This is a genomic window from Shewanella polaris (genome assembly GCF_006385555.1).
In the GTDB taxonomy this organism is placed as follows: domain Bacteria; phylum Pseudomonadota; class Gammaproteobacteria; order Enterobacterales; family Shewanellaceae; genus Shewanella; species Shewanella polaris.
Map to the genome: position 1 here is coordinate 437,696 of NZ_CP041036.1, position 21,743 is coordinate 459,438.

The following is a 21,743-nucleotide window of genomic DNA, read 5'->3' on the forward strand; positions in this document are numbered from 1 at the left end:
AACCTTAATTGGTCATTTTTAGAGCAATCTATGCGTTCTGATCTTGATGTATTTTTATAATGTCATCGATTTGCTGATCTTTTTCGAACCAAAGTTGGTTTAACCATCGCTGAAACTCGACACGAGTTTCTGGGCTTTTAAAGTAGACTTCTGGGTCGACTCGCGGCACGGGAAGTACCTCAATGCGGATCACCACTTTTTTAGTGCGTCCATGCATGACATTAGCCAACACTTTTTCTGAAGTTTCTGGATAAACTATGGTGATATTTAGTAGACTTGTAAACTGTTCGCCCATTGCTGATAGTGTAAAAGCAATCCCGCTGGCTTTAGGGCGTAATAAATGACGATAAGGTGAATTCTGACGTAATCGTTTTTCTTCAGTAAAACGGCTACCTTCAACATAATTAATAATGGATGTTGGTGAATGCTTAAAGCGTTCACATGCCTTGCGAGTCGTTTCGAGATCTTTACCTTTTAATTTAGGGTTCTTTTTTAACTTAGCTGCGCTAGTCCGGTCCATAAATGGCATATCTAGCGCCCAGCAACCTAGCCCCATGATAGGTACATAGAGGAGTTCTTTTTTTAAAAAGAATTTCAACATTGGGATATTGTTACGCAATAAGTAAGTTTGGGCGGCAATATCAAAGCCACTGACATGATTACTTATCAATAAATACCAGCCGTCAGGGTCGAGTTTTTCTAATCCTTTTACATCCCATTCAATATTAGAAATAAGATATAAAATACCGCCATTGCATGTTGCCCATGACCACATAAGACGGTTCATTATTCGTGTCAATAGTCGACGTATCGGTAAAAAAGGCAATAATAATTTAATCACACCGCCAATCGTTAGCAATGTACTCCATAAAATAGTATTGATAATCAATAATGATAGGCTGATAAAATACAGTACCGGACCAGGTAAAAAAGACAGCATATTGTGTTATACCTCGTGCTTTGCTTGTGAGGCTAATGCCTGTAACTGCGAATCTTTTTCGAGCCAGATTTGATTAAGTTGCTCTTGGAACTTAATTTTAAATTCGCGATCCTTCATATAATCACCACGCATATCCTGAGGTATATCAGTAATTTTTATATCCACTCTAACCTCGGATAATCCGCCACAAATATATTGCCAATACGTTGGTACTATATCTGGATAATATATGGTGACATTAACCAATTTATTAATGTGTTCACCCATGGCGGAGAGTGCAAACGCCATCCCACCCGCTTTCGGTTTTAAAAGGTGCTTAAATGGTGAACCCTGTTTATCATGTTTAGCCGCTGTAAAACGTGTGCCTTCAACAAAATTCATAATACTGACAGGTTTTGTCTTAAATTTTTCACATGCTTTGCGGGTTATTTCAATATCTTTACCTTTTAATTTAGGATTTTTTCGTAATTGTGATGTGCTGTAACGGCGCATAAATGGAAAGTCTAATGCCCACCAAGCTAGGCCGAGAACGGGTACGAAAATAAGTTCTTGTTTTAGGAAAAATTTTAAAAAAGGAATTTTACGGTTAAAAACCCGTTGTAAAATAAGGATGTCGACCCATGACTGATGATTGGCTATTACCATGTACCATTCTTTTTCAGAAAAGGCTTGGTCGCCTGTGATATGAATACGCATAGGATGAAAAATACCTTCTACCACAGTATTGACACTAATCCATGCTGTCGCGCAATTATCGAGAATATAACTACAGATTTTTTGGATGATGCCAATGGGGATTAACTTTACAAAACTGAAAGCTAAAATGGGAATGGTCCAAAAAATGGTATTAAATAAGTAGCATAAGAATGCAATTGAACCTTTGATTTTCGACAGCAGCGACATTGTTCTCTCCTATAAACGGAGGGCTATGTTACTAGTAGTCGCGGTTTTGCTCAATCAATACGATAGGTTAAATTAGGTTTATTGCTGATTCAGTTTTGCCAGTAATCGATCCATTGCCCGATAACCAAGGGCTTGAGCAATGTGACCTCGTTCGATAGTAGGCGATTGCTGCAAGTCGGCAATGGTACGTGATACCCGTTGAATGCGGTGAAAACTGCGTACAGACAAGCCTAAACTCACAACGCTTTGCTCTAAAAATTCAAGATCGGGTTGAGTAATCGCACCATCTTGTTTGAGTTGTTTTGGGGATAATTCACTATTTAACACCCCAGATCGGCTGAGTTGTTGATCGCGTGCTTGTTTGACCCGCTTGGCTATTTCAATACTGGTCTCACCGGGTTGATGCTGTTGGGTTAAGGTGCCAGCAGGAAGTTTGGGTACATCCACGGTTAAATCAAAGCGGTCTAAAAATGGCCCTGATAAACGGGATAAATAACGTTGAATTTGATCAGGAGTCGAACGCGCGCGTTCCGTATCGCCACAAGGGCTTGGGTTCATTGCGGCAATAAGTTGAAATCGACTCAAAAAAGTCAATTTTGCTGCAGCACGTGAAATCTCAACTTGGCCGGTTTCTAAAGGTTCACGCAGACAATCCAATACTTTACGCGGAAACTCGGCTATTTCATCAAGAAATAATATCCCACGGTGCGCTAATGATATCTCACCTGGCTTTGGATGACTTCCACCACCAATCAGTGCAATAGATGATGATGTATGATGTGGCGAGCGAAAAGGGCGATTAAGAAAATTTTGCGGTTTTACATGTAATCCAGCGACAGAATGAATAGCTGCTACTTCAATGGCTTCATCGTAAGTGAGTTTTGGTAATAGTGGAATGATTCTATTGGCTAGCATGCTTTTCCCCGTTCCTGGAGGTCCTACGAACAGCATGTTGTGTCCTCCGGCCGCCGCAATTTCAAGTCCTTGCTTGGCTTGATACTGGCCGATGACATCGCTCATACAAAGCGATGAATGGCTTTGGGGCTCTTCTTCTATCCATTCAGGTAAGGTATCAAGCAGAGGTAATTGTGCTTGGCCGTGTAGAAAAGCCGCTAAGTTCTGCAAGTGGGCGACAAAATAACTGTGATGATAGCCAACCAGCTCAGCTTCATGGCGGTTTTCGATGGGCATAAAAAAATGGTGTTGATCATTACGTGCCGCAATAATGGCTGGTAATAATCCACTGCAAGGGCGTATTTGTCCGGAGAGTGCCAGTTCACCGACAAACTCACATTGATGTAATGCTTTAGCTGGAACTTGATTTGATGCTGCGAGAATACCTACTGCGATAGGTAAATCATATCGTCCGCCTTGCTTGGGCAAATCTGCTGGGGCTAAATTGACGGTAATGCGTTTTTGTGGGAATTCAAAGCCAGCATTAATTAACGCACTTCTAACGCGTTCTTTAGCTTCTTTGACAGAGGTTTCTGGCAATCCCACTAGATTAAATGCGGGTAAACCGTTGCTTAAATGCACTTCAACAGTAACTCTTGGCGCTTCTACACCGCAGCTTGCTCGAGTAAATACACAGGCTATCGCCATTAACAATTCCTTTTGTTTGAATAATATACAAGTGAAGATATGTTTATAGTCTAGCAGCGATGTATATTTTTGCGTGATATAGGCTAAATAAGTCAGATAAAGTTATGTTTATAAGCTAGTTTAAATCAGTGATGTTGAGTAGAATGCCGTCGCTTTATAGTACACAAGGAAGGATCATAAATAGGTCTGTTGTCGTGAAACACTATAATGATATTTCAACACTCGTTATTTCTATGTGTATTGAATCATTAGTCTTGTTAATTTTGAATATTAATAAATGGCTAAGGTCTTGCATTTGCCCATTTTGCAACAATGATATGTACATACAATCCTGATGTTTTGGCTAGTATTCAGGTAAAGGTAAACTATGAGCCTCTCTGATAATTTATTGATCATCTTGTGCCTGATAGGCATCAGTTGTTTTTTCTCTATGTCCGAAATTGCCCTTGCGGCATCACGAAAAATGCGTTTGCAATTAATGGCTGATGAGGGTGACTTGCGTGCCGCAAAAGTGTTGAAGCTACAAGCTCTTCCAGGTAGTTTTTTTACCGTGGTACAAATCGGACTGAATGCGGTTGCGATCATGGGCGGTATCGTGGGTGAGTCGGCATTTAGACCTCATTTTGAAGCATTACTGTTGCCTTTATTAGGCAATGAATGGGGTTTGCAACTGAGTTTTGTCTGTTCATTTGTGACTGTCACCTCGTTGTTTATTCTATTTGCTGATTTGATGCCTAAACGTATTGCGATGGTGATCCCAGAGCAAGTCGCGGTTACTTTTGTGATGCCAATAATTTTGTGTATTAAAATATTAAAGCCATTTGTGTGGATTTTTAATGGCTTGGCCAATGCAATTTTTAAATTGTTACAAGTACCTACTGCGCGTAATGACCAAGTGACCCATGATGATATTTACGCCATGATGACCGCAGGTACAGAAGCGGGGGTGATGGATAAAGGCGAACAGCAAATGATGGAAAACGTGTTTGAAATGCAGTCGGTTTCGGTGACCTCTGCAATGACTGCGCGTGAAAGTTTAGTATATTTTTTACTGCAAGACAGCGAAGAAGACATTAAACAGAAAATTGCTAAAAATCCGCATAACAAGTTTTTAGTTTGTGATGGTCAACTGGATATGATCAAAGGTTTTGTTGATGCAAAAGAATTGCTAATTAGAGTAATTAACGGCGAGAACATCACCTTAAAAGGCAGTACGTTAGTACATAACTGCCTCATCATTCCAGATACGTTAACCTTGTCTGAATCGATGGAATATTTTAAGAATAATCGTTCCGACTTTGCTGTGGTGATGAACGAGTATGCGTTGGTTGTCGGCATTGTCACCACCAATGATTTACAAAGTGCTGTTATGGGCGCGTGGTCATTACATGAAAGCGAAGAGCAAATTGTTGCCCGTGATGGTAATTCTTGGTTAGTGGATGGGGTGACGCCTATTACTGATGTAATGCGTGCGTTTAATATTGAAGTGTTTCCGCATAATCAAAATTACGAAACTATTGCTGGTTTTATGATGTATATGTTGCGCAAAATTCCTAAACGAACCGATTTTGTCAATTACGCCGGGTATAAATTTGAAGTGGTCGATATTGATTCATACAAAGTTGACCAACTGCTGGTGACTCGTATAGACATTGAAATACCACCACTGCCTTAAGTCAATTTCCCTAGATAAGCTAAACAGCGTCATTAAATGATCGCTAAGAATGCACTAATGATAGGATCATTGGTGCGTTTTTCTTTACAGCAACAGCCTAATTCAAATGGCGGGATCGCGACTGGTGACGATAAAGTTTGAATGCGATCACGTACTGGGCTATTGAGGAGCACGGCTTCTGGACTGATACCAACACCACAGCCGAGCGCGACCATAGAGACTATCGCCTCCTGACCTGATACCTGGGCATAAATATTGGGTTTTATGCCCATTTGCTTAAACCACAAATCAATTCTTTTTCTGCCGGGACCATGATCCGGTACGATATAGGGCAACTTAGCCCAGTCAATTTGGGATTGGTTTACCCATTGCTGTACTTGGCATTGTATTGTTGGGGCAATGACGGAAATGGGTACTTTATCAATCGGCGTAAAATGCAAACTGCTAGGAAAGACTTCCGGCAAAGCAATAATGGCAATATCGGCACGATTTTTTTGGATTTGGTTTACTGCATTAGCTGGGTCTCCGGTATGGAGATTAATATCGACATGAGGATGCTCACGTCTAAATCGATCTAACAATGCTGGTAAATGGCTATAAGTCGCAGTCACCGAGCAATACAAATTAAGATTGCCGCGTAAAATTTGCTGGCTTGGGTCAATACGACTGCGTAATTGAGTCCATTCCGATAATGTGTGCTCGGCAAAACGTTTAAATTCAATACCTGCATGGGTCATCGTGACACTGCGATTGTCACGTTCAAACAATTTACTACCCACTTCCTCTTCTAAACGTTGTAAGGCACGACTTAATGTCGATGGACTGACATGCGATTGCTCTGCTGTTTTGGCAAAATGCAGGCTATCACATAAGTGTAAATACATTTTAAGTGAACGAATATCCATCACAGCACCTTAGAGCTCAAATGTAAGTTAAATATTAGGTTAAGCATTTAATGTTGCATTAATTGCAACGTGACATCCCGAATATATCATTTTAAGCAATCATATGCATGCGCTATAGTGACTTCAATCACAACGCTTAAGGTCGCTGACTAATAAGATGTTGAGTCCCAAATTATTAAATTTTATAGGTGGTATCAGATGGCTAACTATTTTAACTCTCTGAATTTACGTCAACAATTAGCTCAATTAGCACAATGCCGCTTTATGGACCGTACTGAATTCAGTGATGGTTGCCAATATATTAAAGATTGGAATATCGTGATTTTAGGTTGTGGCGCCCAAGGCCTTAACCAAGGTTTAAACATGCGTGACTCAGGCCTAAACATTTCTTTTGCCTTACGTCCGCAAGCCATTGCTGAAAAGCGTGCATCGTGGCAAAAAGCCACTGATAACGGCTTTAAAGTAGGTACCTTTGAAGAGCTTATTCCTGCAGCTGATTTAGTGTTAAACCTAACACCAGATAAGCAACATACTAACGTTGTTAATGCGGTTATGCCATTAATGAAGCAAGGTGCTACGTTATCTTATTCACATGGTTTCAATATCGTTGAAGAAGGCATGCAAGTTCGTCCAGATATTACTGTTGTTATGGTTGCACCAAAGTGCCCTGCGACAGAAGTTCGTGAAGAATATAAGCGTGGTTTTGGTGTACCAACATTGATTGCTGTACACCCAGAAAACGACCCTAACAGTGACGGTTTGGCCATTGCGAAGGCTTATGCTAGCGCTACAGGTGGCGACCGTGCTGGCGTATTAATGTCATCTTTTGTGGCAGAAGTTAAGTCAGACTTGATGGGCGAACAGACTATTTTATGTGGCATGTTGCAAACGGGTGCTATTTTAGGTTACGAAAAAATGGTTGCCGACGGTGTTGACCCAGCTTATGCCGGCAAGTTAATTCAACAAGGTTGGGAAACCGTTACCGAAGCGCTTAAGCACGGCGGTATTACCAATATGATGGATCGCTTGTCTAACCCAGCTAAAATCAAAGCATTTGATATGGCTGAAGAGTTAAAAGAAATCCTTAAGCCACTATTTGAAAAGCACATGGACGATATTATCAGTGGTGAGTTTTCTCGCACTATGATGGAAGACTGGGCTAATGATGATGCTAACTTATTGCGTTGGAGAGCTGAAACCAACGAAACTGCATTTGAAAATGCGCCTGTTTCATCTGATCATATTGATGAGCAAACGTATTTCGATAAAGGCATTTTCTTAGTTGCTATGATCAAGGCAGGTGTAGAACTTGCGTTTGATACCATGGTTGCCGCAGGCATTGTTGAAGAGTCGGCTTACTATGAGTCGCTACATGAAACACCTTTGATTGCTAACACCATTGCGCGTAAGCGTTTATATGAAATGAACATCGTTATTTCAGATACAGCTGAATACGGTTGTTACTTGTTTAATCATGCGGCAGTGCCAATGCTACGTGAATACGTAAACTCAATGTCATCTGAGTATTTAGGTGGCGGTCTTAAGGATCAATCAACTGGTGTTGATAACCTGCGCTTAATTGATGTAAATGATCAAATTCGTAATACAGAAGTTGAGTTTATCGGCGCTGAATTACGTGGTTACATGACTGATATGAAAAGTATTGTGGAAGCTAGCTAAGCACAAATTATTAGTGGTTAATACTAAACGTTAAATTGAACTGATGTTGTACCTGTTCAGAGTTTTGGCTGAAATTAAGCCCCGTTGTCGGACAGGCATCAATCGAAACGTCCTCATCTTATTGATTGGGGCGCTGAAAAAACAAATGGTTAAATTGAATTCACAATAAATATTTGTTGAATTCATGGGTTAAGTTTTTGTTGTTGTTTGCATTGTCTCGGCAGGGAAGCTGAATTTTTTTTACAAAGTAGATTTTTTAGTTGTATTGGGTAATTCTTTTATGGTACTTCTTTAAGTACACCATGAAGGTTGTGGTTAGATACCACGATATGAATAAGCGAAGATACTTAGGATACAGTCGATAATATGTTTAACCACTCAGCCATACTCATTCTCGAAATTATTACCGTAGTGATTATTGAATCACAGCGGGGGTGGCGTTTTGGCAACTAGACTGACTTAAGTCAAACAGATTGCAAAAACCCCCGCTCCGAAAGGACCGGGGGTTTTTTAGTTTTAAGTTCAAGTAAATAACAATACCCAGATAGCATATCAGTAGAGCAAGCAGATACATTGACGAAGTAGAGACGAGAATATGGAAGCAGGACAAAAAATGCGTGGCGCAGATGCCGTAATCAAAGTACTAGCAGCACATGGTGTGACGACCGTGTTTGGTTATCCTGGCGGGGCCATTATGCCAATCTACGACGCCCTCTATGGTGGACCTGTTGAGCACTTACTTAGCCGCCATGAACAAGGTGCCGCATTTGCTGCCGTAGGGTATGCCCGTGCTAGTGGTAAAACCGGGGTGTGCTTTGCAACATCAGGACCTGGTGCCACTAACTTAATTACCTCACTTGCCGATGCTTTACTTGATTCTGTACCATTAGTTGCCATAACCGGCCAAGTGTCTACCAGTGTTATTGGTACTGATGCCTTCCAAGAAATTGATGTATTAGGTATGTCGTTGTCATGCACAAAACACAGTTTTATGGTCACCGACATCAATGAGCTTATTCCCACCTTATATCGTGCATTCGAAGTTGCTGCAGAAGGGCGTCCTGGTCCAGTTTTAGTTGATATTCCAAAAGACATTCAACTTGCAGCATTAGAATACAAAACACCCCTTCAAAGCGTTACTGATGAATTACTTCCACAAGTCGATGACTTAGATGCCGCTATAGCGCTAATTAAACATGCTAAAAAGCCTATGTTGTATGTCGGTGGTGGTGTTGGAATGGCTGGTGCCGTTGCACATTTACGTCAGTTCATCGACACCACAGGCATTCCATCGGTGGCCACCTTAAAAGGTTTAGGCAGCATTGCGCATGGCACCAAAGGTTATTTAGGCATGTTGGGTATGCATGGTGGTAAAGGTGCTAATTTGGCCGTGCAAGAATGCGATTTGCTAATGGTTGTCGGAGCTCGTTTTGATGACCGAGTTACTGGTCGTCTTGCCAGTTTTGCCAGCAACGCCAAAGTATTACATTTAGACATAGACGCGGCAGAAATTGGAAAGTTACGCCAAGCTGACGTAGCGATAGCTGCAGAGCTTAGCATAGTGCTACCGGCACTAACCGCTGCGGTAGCTGGACAGCTTGATATTAGTCCGTGGCAAGCAAATGTTGAAGAGCTATCTCTTACACACCAATGGGATTATCATCATCCTGGTGATTTAATTTATGCCCCTGCGATGTTACGTCGTTTAGCCAATAAACTTCCCGAGGACAGTGTTGTTGCCTGTGATGTAGGTCAGCATCAGATGTGGGTCGCACAACATATGTGGTTCCGTCGTCCAGAAGATCATTTATCAAGTGCAGGTTTAGGTACTATGGGTTTTGGTTTGCCTGCTGCGATTGGCGCTCAAGTTGCGCGACCTGATGCTACCGTGGTCACAGTCTCTGGTGATGGCTCGTTTATGATGAATGTTCAAGAGTTAACCACCATTAAACGTCGTAAATTACCAGTAAAAATCTTACTGATTGATAATCAAAAATTGGGTATGGTTAAACAGTGGCAGCAGTTATTTTTTGAAGAGCGTTACAGTGAAACAGATTTATCTGATAATCCTAACTTTGTCCTTATGGCATCAGCATTTGATATCCCTGGTCGAACGATAACGCGTGCCGATCAAGTCGAACAAGCATTAGACGAAATGTTAAACAGTGACGGTCCTTATATGTTGCATGTGTCGATTGATGATGCTTTTAACGTATGGCCTCTAGTACCACCTGGCGCGAGTAATAGTGAGATGATGGATCAAATGGAGAAGCAAACATGATGCATGCATTAGAAATAACCGTTCAACAACGTCCAGAAGTACTCGAACGCGTACTGCGTGTTACTCGCCATCGTGGATTTAAAGTCACTCAAATGCAGGTACACATCAATGATGATGCCAGCATGGCTATTGCCTTATGGGTTGAGGCTGAACGTGCAATTGAATTACTCAGTAACCAGTTAGATAAATTAATCGATGTGACGCATTGTAAAGTACTGCCCGCGATAGCGCTAAATCAAGTCGCCAACGGCTAGCACTAACGATTGAGTAAGTTACAATTCAGTTAAATACGATTCAATTAGGTACTATTCAATTAGATATTATTTAGTTGTTATTGGGGAAAACCGATAACACGCACCACATTAAACAAGGATATTAGCAATGCCAAAATTACGTTCAGCAACCAGTACCGAAGGCCGCAACATGGCAGGCGCCCGTGCACTATGGCGTGCCACTGGCGTGAAAGAAAATGATTTTGGCAAGCCCATTATCGCAATCGCTAATTCGTTCACTCAGTTTGTACCCGGCCATGTACATTTAAAGAATATGGGATCATTGGTTGCAGGTGCCATTGAAGAAGCAGGCGGAATTGCCAAAGAATTTAATACCATTGCCGTAGATGACGGTATTGCCATGGGTCATGGTGGCATGTTGTATAGCTTACCGTCGCGCGAGTTAATTGCAGACAGTGTTGAGTATATGGTCAATGCTCATTGTGCCGATGCATTGGTGTGTATTTCTAACTGCGACAAGATTACTCCTGGCATGTTAATGGCGGCGCTACGGTTAAATATCCCAGTAGTATTTGTATCTGGTGGGCCAATGGAAGCAGGTAAAACTAAGTTATCTGATCAAATTATTAAACTTGATTTGGTTGATGCGATGGTTGCTGGTGCTGATACCAATGTCAGTGATGAAGATAGTAAGCAAATTGAACGGAGTGCTTGTCCTACTTGTGGGTCGTGCTCGGGTATGTTTACTGCTAACTCAATGAACTGTTTAACTGAAGCCCTAGGTTTATCGCTACCAGGTAATGGTTCTATGTTGGCAACCCATGAAGATCGCCGTGAATTATTTTTAGAAGCCGGTCGCCGCGTGATGAAGTTGGCTGAGCGTTATTATAAGTATGATGATGAAACAGCGTTGCCACGCAATATTGCTTCATTTAAATCGTTTGAAAATGCCATGGTATTAGACGTTGCCATGGGAGGCTCATCAAATACGGTATTGCATTTAATAGCCGCTGCCCAAGAGGCTGAAATTGACTTTACCATGGCGGATATTGATCGCATATCGCGCTTAGTGCCTCATTTATGTAAGGTTGCGCCATCAACACCGAAATATCATATGGAAGACGTTCATCGTGCTGGTGGTGTTATGGGGATTTTAGGCGAGTTAGATCGTGCGGGATTATTGCATAACGATGTACCGCATGTGGCTGCAGACAATGGTGGCGATTTAAAATCTGTGTTAGCTAAGTACGACATTAAACAAACTAACGATCCTGATATCATCCGCTTTTTTAGTGCCGGCCCGGCAGGGATTCCAACCACTAAAGCATTTAGCCAAAATTGTCGTTGGGACAGTGTTGATGACGACCGTGAAAATGGCTGTATTCGTTCGCGTGAATTTGCCTTTAGTCAAGAAGGTGGTTTAGCGGTATTGTCAGGTAACGTAGCCGTTGATGGTTGTATTGTAAAAACCGCAGGAGTGGATAAGTCTAATTTAACCTTTGTGGGTAGTGCTCGGGTGTATGAAAGCCAAGACGATGCAGTAGCCGGAATTTTAGGCGGTGAAGTGGTTGAAGGCGATGTAGTGGTTATTCGCTACGAAGGCCCTAAGGGCGGCCCTGGAATGCAGGAAATGCTGTATCCAACAACCTATTTGAAATCTCGTGGCTTAGGCGCTAAATGTGCGTTAATTACCGATGGTCGTTTTTCCGGTGGAACATCTGGTTTATCGATTGGCCATGTATCACCAGAGGCTGCGTCTGGCGGCACGATTGCGCTAATTGAAAATGGCGATCAAATTGCCATTGATATTCCTCAACGTAGTATTCAACTTAATGTGAATGATGAAGAGCTTACTCGTCGTCGCAATGCGATGGATGCTAAAGGTCCATTAGGTTGGAAGCCTGTTTCCCGTGAGCGTTATGTGTCATTAGCCCTGAAAGCTTATGCCCTACTTGCCACCAGTGCTGATAAAGGTGCTGTACGCGATCGTTCTAAGCTGGAGGGGTAATATGTTGGCTTTGGCGTCTAAAGCTCAATTAGATCTGGCTCATTACTATTTACAGAAAATTTTGCTGTCGTCTGTTTACGATGTGGCCAAAGTGACGCCATTGTCGAGCATGAATAAATTGTCTGCTCGCTTTGGTTGTCAGGTGTATTTAAAGCGTGAAGATATGCAGCCCGTGCATTCATTTAAGTTACGTGGTGCCTACAACCGTATCGCTGCGTTAACTCAAGATGAATGTGATAGAGGTGTGGTGTGTGCATCGGCGGGTAACCATGCTCAAGGTGTGGCAATGTCAGCCGCCAGCCGCGGTATCGATGCGGTTATTGTGATGCCGAGTACGACACCTGATATTAAAATTGATGCAGTAAAACGCTTGGGTGGCACTGTAGTGCTACACGGGCAAGCGTTTGATCAAGCGAATGATTATGCTAAAAACCTTTCGGCAACAGAAGGACGTGTTTATATCGCCCCGTTTGATGACGAAGCGGTGATTGCCGGTCAAGGCACCATTGCCCAAGAAATGGTGCAGCAACAACGTGATATTGAAATCGTGTTTGTACCGGTTGGCGGTGGTGGACTAATAGCAGGCATTGCAGCTTATTACAAAGCGGTGATGCCACAAGTTAAAATCATTGGGGTCGAGCCAGAAGACGCAGCGTGCTTAAAAGCCGCATTAGAAGCCGACGAACCAGTCACTCTGGCTCAAGTTGGTTTGTTTGCTGATGGGGTTGCCGTTAAACGGATTGGTGATGAGCCATTTCGATTAGCCCGTGAATACGTTGATGAAGTGGTTACTGTCACTTCTGACGAAATATGCGCGGCAGTCAAAGATATTTTTGAAGATACCCGAGCGATTGCCGAACCCGCAGGGGCTTTATCGATTGCTGGGCTTAAAAAGTACATGGCTCAACAGGGTGACGCCATCGATGCACCTAAAAAAGTGGCTGCTATTTTAAGTGGTGCTAACGTTAATTTCCATAGCTTACGTTATGTGTCTGAGCGTTGTGAATTAGGTGAACAAAAAGAAGCGGTATTAGCGGTCAAAATACCTGAAAAACCAGGCAGTTTTTTACGCTTTTGTCAGTTACTGAATAACCGTGTTATGACCGAGTTTAACTATCGCTTTAGCAGTCGTGATATTGCGGTGGTATTTGCCGGAATTCGACTAACGGGGGGACAAACCGAGTTAGCGGATATTATCGCGTTACTTGAGTCGGAAGGCTTTGAGGTTCAAGATTTATCTCAAGATGAAACCGCAAAATTACATGTGCGTTATATGGTGGGTGGTCATCCACTAGAACCACTAGAAGAGCGCTTATTTAGTTTTGAGTTTCCTGAACATCCTGGGGCGTTGTTGAAGTTTTTAACTACTTTACAGAGTAAATGGAATATCAGTTTATTTCATTATCGCAACCATGGTGCAGCCTTTGGCAGAGTATTAACAGGCTTTGAAGTACCTGCGAATGATGATGTCGCATTTGCCCAGTTTTTAACAGACTTAGGTTTTGTGTATCAAGAAGAGACTCATAGTCCGGCTTATCAGTTATTTTTGAATAGCACTAAAGCCAAGGCATGATTAGGGCCAGTTGATCTTTCAAGGTTGTTTTTGCAGCGAATTGTTAGTCATTACTTAAACATGAGTGACAAGGTAGAGGCTTTGTAATGTAGTTATTCTACATTAAAAGCCGATAACACAGTAGAAATGACCAACAAAGGCTGCCAGAAGGGTTCGGCTAAAAACGTTTTACTCTTTGTTGAGCGAATTTTGCTTAGATTGCTAGGCAGCAATCCACTCGCCTCGATTAAAACGTTTTTATCTCGAACAAAATTCAACCAGCAAAGATCAGCAGCCCCAAATATTAAAATACCATACTGAGGTGATTTAACGCCTCAATGTGGTATTGTCAGTGCGCCTAAAACGAAAATATATTCGTGGGTGAGTACCAACACTGCCAATGCTCGATGCGGTTATTGCATTATGCGATTGGGGTGGGTTGCTTTATATGTAGGGTGAATTTTTCCATATGCTGGTAATACGAGCATATAAGACCTCATTTTAAGGAGACATTGATGTTACCCGTACCAACAATTCAAGCTTTTATGCCACCACGCCGAATCCTAATGGGCCCAGGCCCATCTGATGTGTATCCTGAAGTACTTGCTGCGCAAGCTCGACCGACTATTGGTCATCTTGATCCACTTTTTGTGGGTATGATGGATGAACTAAAAAGCCTCATTCAATACGCCTTTCAAACCAAAAATGAAATGACTTTAGCCGTATCAGCACCAGGCAGTGCCGGTATGGAAACCTGTTTTGTTAATTTAGTCGAGCCAGGCGAGAAAGTCATTGTGTGCCGTAATGGTGTATTTGGTGAGCGAATGCGCCAAAACGTTGAACGTGTTGGTGGTGTTGCGGTAGTGGTCGACAATGAATGGGGCGAACCAGTATGCCCTGATAAAGTTGAAGCTGCGCTTGTTGCGCATCCTGATGCAAAATTCTTAGCCTTTGTGCATGCTGAAACCTCAACAGGTGCGCTGTCTGATGCCAAAACCTTGTGTACCTTAGCGCAATTACACGACTGTATCAGCATTGTTGATGCGGTAACATCATTAGGTGGCGTGGAGTTGCTGGTGGACGAATGGGGAATTGATGCCATTTATTCGGGTAGTCAAAAATGTTTGTCTTGTGTGCCTGGCTTATCTCCTGTGTCATTTTCGCCTAAGGCAGTTGCTAAGTTAAAAGCCCGTACTACTCAAGTACAAAGTTGGTTCTTAGATCAAACCTTAGTGATGGGTTATTGGGGGAATGGTGCAGGCGCTAAACGCAGTTATCATCATACCGCCCCAGTTAATGCCTTGTACGCACTGCACGAGTCTTTGCGTTTGTTAGCCAACGAAGGGCTCGAAAATGCCTGGGCAAGACATCGTAAAATGCATCTGTTTTTGCGTGATGGATTAACCAAACTTGGGTTTGAATTTGTGGTTGAAGAAGCATCACGTTTACCACAACTTAATACTGTGTATATTCCCGATGGTGTTGATGACGCTGCCGTGCGTAAGTATTTATTGGAAGAATATAATTTAGAAATTGGTGCTGGCTTAGGTGCTTTAGCGGGTAAGGCATGGCGCATTGGTTTAATGGGCTTTAGTGCCCGTCGTGAAAACGTCGCCATTTGTTTATATGCATTAGAAGAGTCTCTTAACCAGAATTGAGGTTTACTCAGCTAATGTAAGTAAAAAAATGACGCTAAATAGCGTCATTTTTTATGTCTGAAAAGTTTATTGAAACGATTACAGAGCCAGTAACATCGAGTGTTATCCCTAATTCTGGTGAGCTACTCAGCAAGCTTTTTTTCTAATTCATTCACTTGTGCTTGTAATGCTTCTAGCTTCTCGCGGGTTTTAAGTAATACGTGTTGTTGTACTTCAAACTCTTCACGTGAAACTACGTCCAGTTTCATCAGTTGGTTTTGCAGTACTTGTTTACTGCGCTCTTCAAATTCTCCGGCAAACTGCTTTACACCGTTAGGCAGATTGTCGCTAAGTTGTTTAGCGAGCTCTTCAATTTTCTTTGGATTAATCATAATGATTCCCTACTGAGATATTGAGTCAATTGTAACCGAGGTAAGCGTTTTTCCAAACCTTAACTGTGATTTTTCGTTAACCGTCACCAGTTGATTCTGCTATGATCCGTCCTCGTTTAAGGTTAAGTAAGGTGTAATGATTAATGAAACTCAATCCAGGGCAAAATGAAGCGGTCCATTATGTATCGGGTCCATGCTTAGTGCTCGCTGGCGCTGGAAGTGGTAAAACACGGGTGATCATTAATAAAATTGCTTATTTAGTTGAAAAATGTGGTTATAAAGCTCGAAATATTGCCGCTGTCACCTTTACCAACAAAGCTGCGCGTGAAATGAAAGAGCGTGTGGCACAGTCTATGGGGCGCAAAGAAGCCCGTGGATTATGGATTTCTACCTTTCATACTTTAGGTCTTGAAATCATTAAGCGTGAGCATAAAGTGCTTGGGCTGAAGGCGGGTTTTTCACTGTTTGATGATCAAGACACTTTCGCGTTATTAAAAGAGTTGACCGAAGATGAATTGGATGAAGATAAAGATCTGATCAAATCTTTGGCATCTGCAATTTCAAATTGGAAGGGCGGGTTAGTCATTCCTCAACAAGCAATCAGTATGGCAAAAGATGAACAAAGCCAATTGTTTGCTATGTTGTATCAACGCTATGCTCAGCATATGAAGTCCTATAACGCCCTCGATTTTGATGATCTTATTTTACTTCCTACCTTATTGTTGCGCATGAATGAAGACGTTCGAACTCGTTGGCAAACCAAAATCCAATACTTGTTGGTGGATGAATATCAAGATACCAATACCAGCCAATATGAATTAGTTAAACTTTTGGTGGGTGAGCGTTCACGCTTTACCGTGGTTGGCGATGATGATCAGTCTATTTATTCTTGGCGTGGTGCGAAACCGCAAAACTTAGTGTTACTTGGAACAGACTTCCCCAAACTAAAGTTGATTAAATTAGAGCAAAACTATCGTTCGAGCCAACGTATTCTTCGTGCAGCCAATATTTTGATTGCTAACAACCCTCATGTGTACGACAAAGCGTTATTTAGTGAGTTAGCTTATGGTGAGCCGCTTAGGGTATTAATTGCCGCAAATGAAGAACAGGAAGCTGAACGAGTTGTTGCCGAAATTATTCGTCACAAGTTTGTTGGACGAACCAAGTTTGGTGATTACGCCATTTTATATCGTGGTAATCATCAGTCTCGCTTACTAGAACGATCGCTAATGACTAACCGGATCCCTTATAAACTGAGTGGTGGCACCTCATTTTTCTCTCGAGCAGAAATTAAAGATATTATGGGGTATTTGCGTTTAGTGGTGAATCCTGATGATGACAATGCCTTTTTGCGAGTGGTTAACTTACCTAAGCGTGGTATTGGACCTGCGACACTGGAGCGCTTAGGTAATTTTGCTAATCAAAAGCATATCTCGTTATTTGAAGCGATTTTTGATGTTGAGCTCAACCATCATTTAGCGCCCGCAGCGGTTAACTCCTTGTATCAGTTTGGCAAATTTATTGTTGATACTGGTGAGGTCGCCACCCGTGGAGAGCCTGTTGAAGCAATTAAACAGTTAATTCGCAAAATTAATTACGAAGATTATCTTTACGAAACCAGTACCAGCGCCAAAGCGGCTGAAATGCGGATGAAGAATATTTCGGAATTATACCGTTGGGTTACCGAAATGCTTGAAGGTGATGAGTTAGATGAGCCGATGACACTGCCCGAAGTGGTCACCCGATTAACCTTGCGCGATATGATGGAACGTAACAGCGAAGATGAAGGTGGCGATCAGGTTCAGCTAATGACATTACATGCCTCTAAAGGATTGGAGTATCCTTTTGTGTTTATGGTGGGTGTTGAAGAACGGATCTTACCGCATCAGTCGAGTATTGATGAAGATAATGTTGATGAAGAACGACGTTTGGCTTATGTGGGGATTACTCGGGCACAACGTGAGTTATGGTTTGTAATATGCCGAGAGCGACGCCAATTTGGCGAAACGATGCGTTGTGAGCCAAGCCGTTTTTTACTTGAGTTACCGCAAGATGATTTAATTTGGGAAAACCGTAAACCAGTACAAACTGAAGAGCAACGGGTGGAAACCAGTAAAAGTCATATCGCCAATATACGCGATATGTTTAAAAAATAAGCTTAACCATTTATGTTTAATTGATTAAGCGCATGGTTGGTGCTGATGTTGTTTTCGGTAAATAATTTGCTAATTGCTCGTCCTTGGCCACGAGCATAACCGAGCTCTAAAAATTGCCTGACTTGTTGCTGGGTGTCTACTGTTGTGGCGTACATATCAAAATTAAGTGTGTTAGCCGTCAATTGATAAGCTTTCACTAATTGTAATTGTTTCTCATTGAGTAAGTGCTTACTGATATCATTATCTAATTTTAATGCCTTAATGGGTAAGAAACTTAGACAACTTAATGAGCTATAACCTGTTCCATAACCATCAATACCGATGTTGACTCCTAATTGTGAGATAAGCTCGAAACCATTGATGTGGTTTTCAGTATCTTGTACTAGGGCTTTTTCGTTGAAGAATAGCATTAATTTGTTGACGTTGATGTTACTGCTTTTTATGGTGTTTTTTAAATTACGTAATACAAATTTATTTTTAATATGCTGACTGCTAATGGACAGATGTAAGCTTACATCCTTACTATATTGTTGTTTTAGCGATTGATATTGGTTCTGCAAATAACTAAAAATATAACCATCTAAATCTAGCGTGAGCTGGTATTGTGCCGCAAGATGTTTCATTTTGGCATGTTCAATCTTGCCTTGTTCTGGATGGTGCCATTCAATTTGTGGCTCAATGGCAATAATTTCACCGTTACTAAAATCGACGACTTCAACGAGATAAATTTCAAATGCTTGTCGGTCTAAGGCTTTTTTGAAGTCAATCTCTAAGTCATATTGTTGTTTTGTTTGTAGACTGAGTTTGTCATCAAAAATGACATAACAACCCTTGCCATTGGCCTTAGCTTGATACATCGCGGCATCAGCATCTCGTAAGATCGATTCACTGGTGATCATTTTATTATGACCACTAAAGGCGATACCGATACTTGCTCCCGAAATGAAATTTTGTTCTGCTAGTTGATATGGCATTGATAAGGCATGTAAAATTCGTTCGCTGACGTCTTTTGCATCTTCTGTCGCATTAATTGAATCAAGTAATATTACAAACTCATCTCCTCCCATACGAGCGAGAGTATCATTCTCGCGAATACACGACTTTAATCGTTTTGCGGTTTCAATGAGAAAACGATCACCCTCTAAATGACCAAAAGAATCATTTATTACCTTAAATCTATCTAAGTCAATGAATAATAGCGAAAACTGATCTAATCCATGGCGGCGAAAATGTTTTAATGCTTGTGACAAGCGGTCCATCAAAAAACATCTGTTGGGTAAACCTGTTAATCCATCGTGTTGTGCATCATGAACCAGTTGAGCTTCTATCTTTCGACGTTGGTTTATTTCTTGCTGCAGATTGTTATTTAATTCGGCCAGCGCATGGGTACGGGCTATTACTTTATCTTCTAGTAGCTCATAACTGTTTTTGAGTGATTCAACCGCTTGCTTTCGCTCAATTGCATTAGCTATATGTTGGGAAACGAAGGTCAGTAATTCTAAGTCTTTTAATTGATATATATGCTCATCATCCAGACTGTAAATTGTCAATGCACCGCCAATATCGCCATTAATCATTAACGGAATGCCAATCCACTGGTGCATCTTTTGCGTTTTATTCAAACTTGGGGATTTTGCATACACTTCACCCATAGCGACCATTTTAGCAATTTCTTTTGCGGACCATAATTGTGGCAACTTATGTTGTAAAATATATTCAGTTAATCCATCTTGCATTGGCCGTGAAGCTGGATACTCAGTAGTCCTTTGTGAAACATAAAAAGGAAATGACAACATATTATCGTCGTCAATCAGTGAGATGAAACAGTTGTTAGCTGGAATTAATTGACTGATAATTCTATGGAGCCGTAAATAAAAATCTTGTTGAAATACCTTAGATGCAGACAGATCTGCAATTTCAAATAGCGCTTTTTGTAATTCTTCTGCTTTTACGCGTTCTTTTACTTCAATTTTGACTTTGTCATATGCTTTGCTGAGCTCTTTTGTGCGCTCTACAATAGCTTGTTCAAGTTGTTCATGATGCTCAAGTCGTTCCATAACCCCTGAAATATGGTGGCAAATAAACCCCATTAATTCTAATTCTAATTCGCCATAGGTATTGGCTGGGTTATAACTTTGTACTACCAGTACACCGCTAATGACATCTTGGCTTTTAATCGGCACACCGAGCCATTGATGGCTTGGAGAGCCAAGGCTTTTAATCTCGCCACTGGCAATCAGTTCCTCAAATTTATTATCGTCACATAATAAAGGTACACCATGACGGAGCACGTAACCCGTTAGACCTGCATTGAGTAAAGTTGATATTTCTTGGTCTGGATAAAGTTCAGATGGATGAGAATCTTGTTGGTCTGCAAAAAAAGGTAAACTAGTGAGTCCTGTTTCGGCGTCTTTAGATGCGATAAAAAAGTTTTCTGCAGGAATGAGTTGCTGTAAATGTAAATGAACCCGTTGATAAAAGTCATCAAGAGATGTGACCTGAGTCGCAATATTGGAAATGCCGAGTAACGCATTCTGAATAATCTCAGAACGTTTGTACTTTTTCGCTAACCCTTTCAAGCGGGCAACCCTTTTTTGCAGGTGCTCGACTCGTTGAGATGCTTTTAAGAGGCTGAAATCCGTATCCATATGACCTGTTCTTCTTATCTTATTAATTATGTGAAGAATTATTGTTGAACAACCATTATATTTACCATAAATACAAATGTGATCCAAGCGAAATCAATGTGAGTATAAAGTTAATATATATAATGAATTCGTAAATAGTTATTGTAAATGAGTCAAAAGTTAACCAGTCAGTTAAAAAAAGCAAATCAGGGCTAGACGTGGGGTAGGTTTATCCTTATTATATGCGTCGCTAACCAAGGCGAGCGCCCATAGCTCAGCTGGATAGAGCGTACCCCTCCGGAGGGTAAGGCCGAAGGTTCGAATCCTTCTGGGCGCACCATTCGGCATGTACTGTTTCTGTCGTATTGGTTAGTAGAATTGAAAGTCAGTGGTGATTGTAGCTCAGTTGGTAGAGTCCCGGATTGTGATTCCGGTTGTCGTGGGTTCGAGCCCCATCAGTCACCCCATTCAATTTGTTGTTTTATGTATATTTCGGTGATTAGCGCAGCCCGGTAGCGCATCTCGTTTGGGACGAGAGGGTCAGAGGTTCGAATCCTCTATCACCGACCACATTTAAGTGAACAGGTTAATTTGATTAATTGGTTTACTGAACAGTTTAAAGAAAATTTCGGTGATTAGCGCAGCCCGGTAGCGCATCTCGTTTGGGACGAGAGGGTCAGAGGTTCGAATCCTCTATCACCGACCAATTTACAAAAAAGCCACTCATTAGAGTGGCTTTTTTGTTTTTATAATTTTGATTAATTATTCCAATGGACCATTTGATTGCCAATATTTCAGCTTTAACAATGGCTAATATCAATTATATTGCTTATACCCACCTTAGCGGCACTTACAATGTCCACGTGTTAGGTTTAATGCTTTTTATGACCTTGTATATTGTTATATCGAAGCGCCTCTGTAGCATCGCTACGTTTGCTGTGGTTGACTGATCTCAATCTGGATCAAATGAGATAAATAACAAACAGATGAAATATTTCACCTCATGACATTTCAAATTAATAGTATCCACAATTTATTACCCGACTATATTTCGTAAACATATCGCTTAACCCTATGAACAAAATTTAGTCGTCGTTAACAAGTATTATGCCGACATTGTAATCGAGCGAGATGTTGAAGCATGAATAGCTT

General features: G+C 41.4%; 14 protein-coding genes and 4 tRNA genes. 12 read left to right on the forward strand and 6 right to left on the reverse strand.

Annotated elements, in window-relative coordinates; genetic code table 11:
- Window positions 1-28: 28 nt before the first annotated feature.
- The 3 genes from FH971_RS01945 to FH971_RS01955 form a co-directional block, all read right to left on the reverse strand.
- Entirely contained in the window at window positions 29-940 is a 912-nt protein-coding gene (locus FH971_RS01945) for an acyltransferase (RefSeq protein WP_137223462.1), read from the reverse strand.
- Between the two features lie 6 nt (window positions 941-946).
- The gene (locus FH971_RS01950; RefSeq protein WP_140233154.1) at window positions 947-1,843 is read right to left on the reverse strand and encodes an acyltransferase; all 897 of its coding nucleotides are present in this window, start codon (window positions 1,841-1,843) and stop codon (window positions 947-949) included.
- Between the two features lie 78 nt (window positions 1,844-1,921).
- Complete coding sequence (locus FH971_RS01955; protein ID WP_140233155.1) at window positions 1,922-3,445, reverse strand: YifB family Mg chelatase-like AAA ATPase; 1,524 nt, start codon at window positions 3,443-3,445, stop codon at window positions 1,922-1,924.
- A 367-nt stretch (window positions 3,446-3,812) separates the two neighbouring features.
- Here FH971_RS01955 and paeA point away from each other — a divergent pair, with 367 nt between their 5' ends.
- On the forward strand, window positions 3,813-5,120 hold the full coding sequence (gene paeA / locus FH971_RS01960) for a polyamine export protein PaeA (RefSeq protein ID WP_137223456.1): 1,308 nt from the start codon (window positions 3,813-3,815) through the stop codon (window positions 5,118-5,120).
- A gap of 32 nt (window positions 5,121-5,152) precedes the next feature.
- On the opposite strand, the gene ilvY is transcribed toward paeA, so the two are convergent.
- The gene (gene ilvY, locus FH971_RS01965; protein WP_137223454.1) at window positions 5,153-6,025 is read right to left on the reverse strand and encodes an HTH-type transcriptional activator IlvY; all 873 of its coding nucleotides are present in this window, start codon (window positions 6,023-6,025) and stop codon (window positions 5,153-5,155) included.
- A gap of 198 nt (window positions 6,026-6,223) precedes the next feature.
- On the opposite strand from ilvY, the gene ilvC reads away from it, so the two are divergent.
- The 6 genes from ilvC (at window position 6,224) to FH971_RS02005 (ending at window position 15,437) form a co-directional block, all read left to right on the forward strand.
- Entirely contained in the window at window positions 6,224-7,705 is a 1,482-nt protein-coding gene (gene ilvC, locus FH971_RS01970; protein ID WP_137223452.1) for a ketol-acid reductoisomerase, read from the forward strand.
- 595 nt (window positions 7,706-8,300) lie between these two features.
- Window positions 8,301-9,986, forward strand: a complete 1,686-nt coding sequence (ilvG, locus tag FH971_RS01980; protein ID WP_140233156.1) for an acetolactate synthase 2 catalytic subunit — start codon at window positions 8,301-8,303, stop codon at window positions 9,984-9,986.
- Window positions 9,983-10,240 (forward strand): acetolactate synthase 2 small subunit, encoded by a 258-nt coding sequence (gene ilvM / locus FH971_RS01985; protein WP_137223448.1) that lies wholly within the window; start codon window positions 9,983-9,985, stop codon window positions 10,238-10,240. Before ilvG ends, ilvM begins: the two co-directional genes overlap by 4 nt.
- A 127-nt stretch (window positions 10,241-10,367) precedes the next feature.
- Window positions 10,368-12,227, forward strand: coding sequence for a dihydroxy-acid dehydratase (gene ilvD / locus FH971_RS01990; protein ID WP_140233157.1), 1,860 nt, complete (start codon window positions 10,368-10,370; stop codon window positions 12,225-12,227).
- Between the two features lies 1 nt (window position 12,228).
- Window positions 12,229-13,800 (forward strand): threonine ammonia-lyase, biosynthetic, encoded by a 1,572-nt coding sequence (ilvA, locus tag FH971_RS01995; RefSeq protein ID WP_140233158.1) that lies wholly within the window; start codon window positions 12,229-12,231, stop codon window positions 13,798-13,800.
- A gap of 494 nt (window positions 13,801-14,294) precedes the next feature.
- Window positions 14,295-15,437 carry a pyridoxal-phosphate-dependent aminotransferase family protein gene (locus FH971_RS02005; protein ID WP_140233159.1) on the forward strand — a complete coding sequence of 381 codons (1,143 nt, stop codon included), beginning with the start codon at window positions 14,295-14,297 and terminating at the stop codon, window positions 15,435-15,437.
- Window positions 15,438-15,559: 122 nt separating this feature from the next.
- On the opposite strand, the gene ubiK is transcribed toward FH971_RS02005, so the two are convergent.
- Window positions 15,560-15,808, reverse strand: a complete 249-nt coding sequence (gene ubiK / locus FH971_RS02010; protein ID WP_140233160.1) for a ubiquinone biosynthesis accessory factor UbiK — start codon at window positions 15,806-15,808, stop codon at window positions 15,560-15,562.
- Window positions 15,809-15,951: 143 nt separating this feature from the next.
- Here ubiK and rep point away from each other — a divergent pair, with 143 nt between their 5' ends.
- Complete coding sequence (rep, locus tag FH971_RS02015; protein ID WP_140233161.1) at window positions 15,952-17,964, forward strand: DNA helicase Rep; 2,013 nt, start codon at window positions 15,952-15,954, stop codon at window positions 17,962-17,964.
- Window positions 17,965-17,966: 2 nt separating this feature from the next.
- Here the strand turns inward: rep and FH971_RS02020 are convergent, their stop codons facing one another.
- The gene (locus tag FH971_RS02020) at window positions 17,967-20,612 is read right to left on the reverse strand and encodes a sensor domain-containing phosphodiesterase (RefSeq protein ID WP_140233162.1); all 2,646 of its coding nucleotides are present in this window, start codon (window positions 20,610-20,612) and stop codon (window positions 17,967-17,969) included.
- A gap of 242 nt (window positions 20,613-20,854) precedes the next feature.
- Here FH971_RS02020 and FH971_RS02025 point away from each other — a divergent pair.
- The 4 genes from FH971_RS02025 to FH971_RS02040 all read left to right on the forward strand — a co-directional run bounded on the left by FH971_RS02025 (window position 20,855) and on the right by FH971_RS02040 (window position 21,297).
- A tRNA-Arg gene (locus FH971_RS02025) sits at window positions 20,855-20,931 on the forward strand.
- Window positions 20,932-20,982: 51 nt separating this feature from the next.
- Window positions 20,983-21,058, forward strand: a tRNA-His gene (locus tag FH971_RS02030).
- A 26-nt stretch (window positions 21,059-21,084) separates the two neighbouring features.
- Window positions 21,085-21,161: transfer RNA gene (locus tag FH971_RS02035), tRNA-Pro, on the forward strand.
- Window positions 21,162-21,220: 59 nt separating this feature from the next.
- Window positions 21,221-21,297: transfer RNA gene (locus tag FH971_RS02040), tRNA-Pro, on the forward strand.
- The last annotated feature ends 446 nt before the right edge of the window (window positions 21,298-21,743 follow it).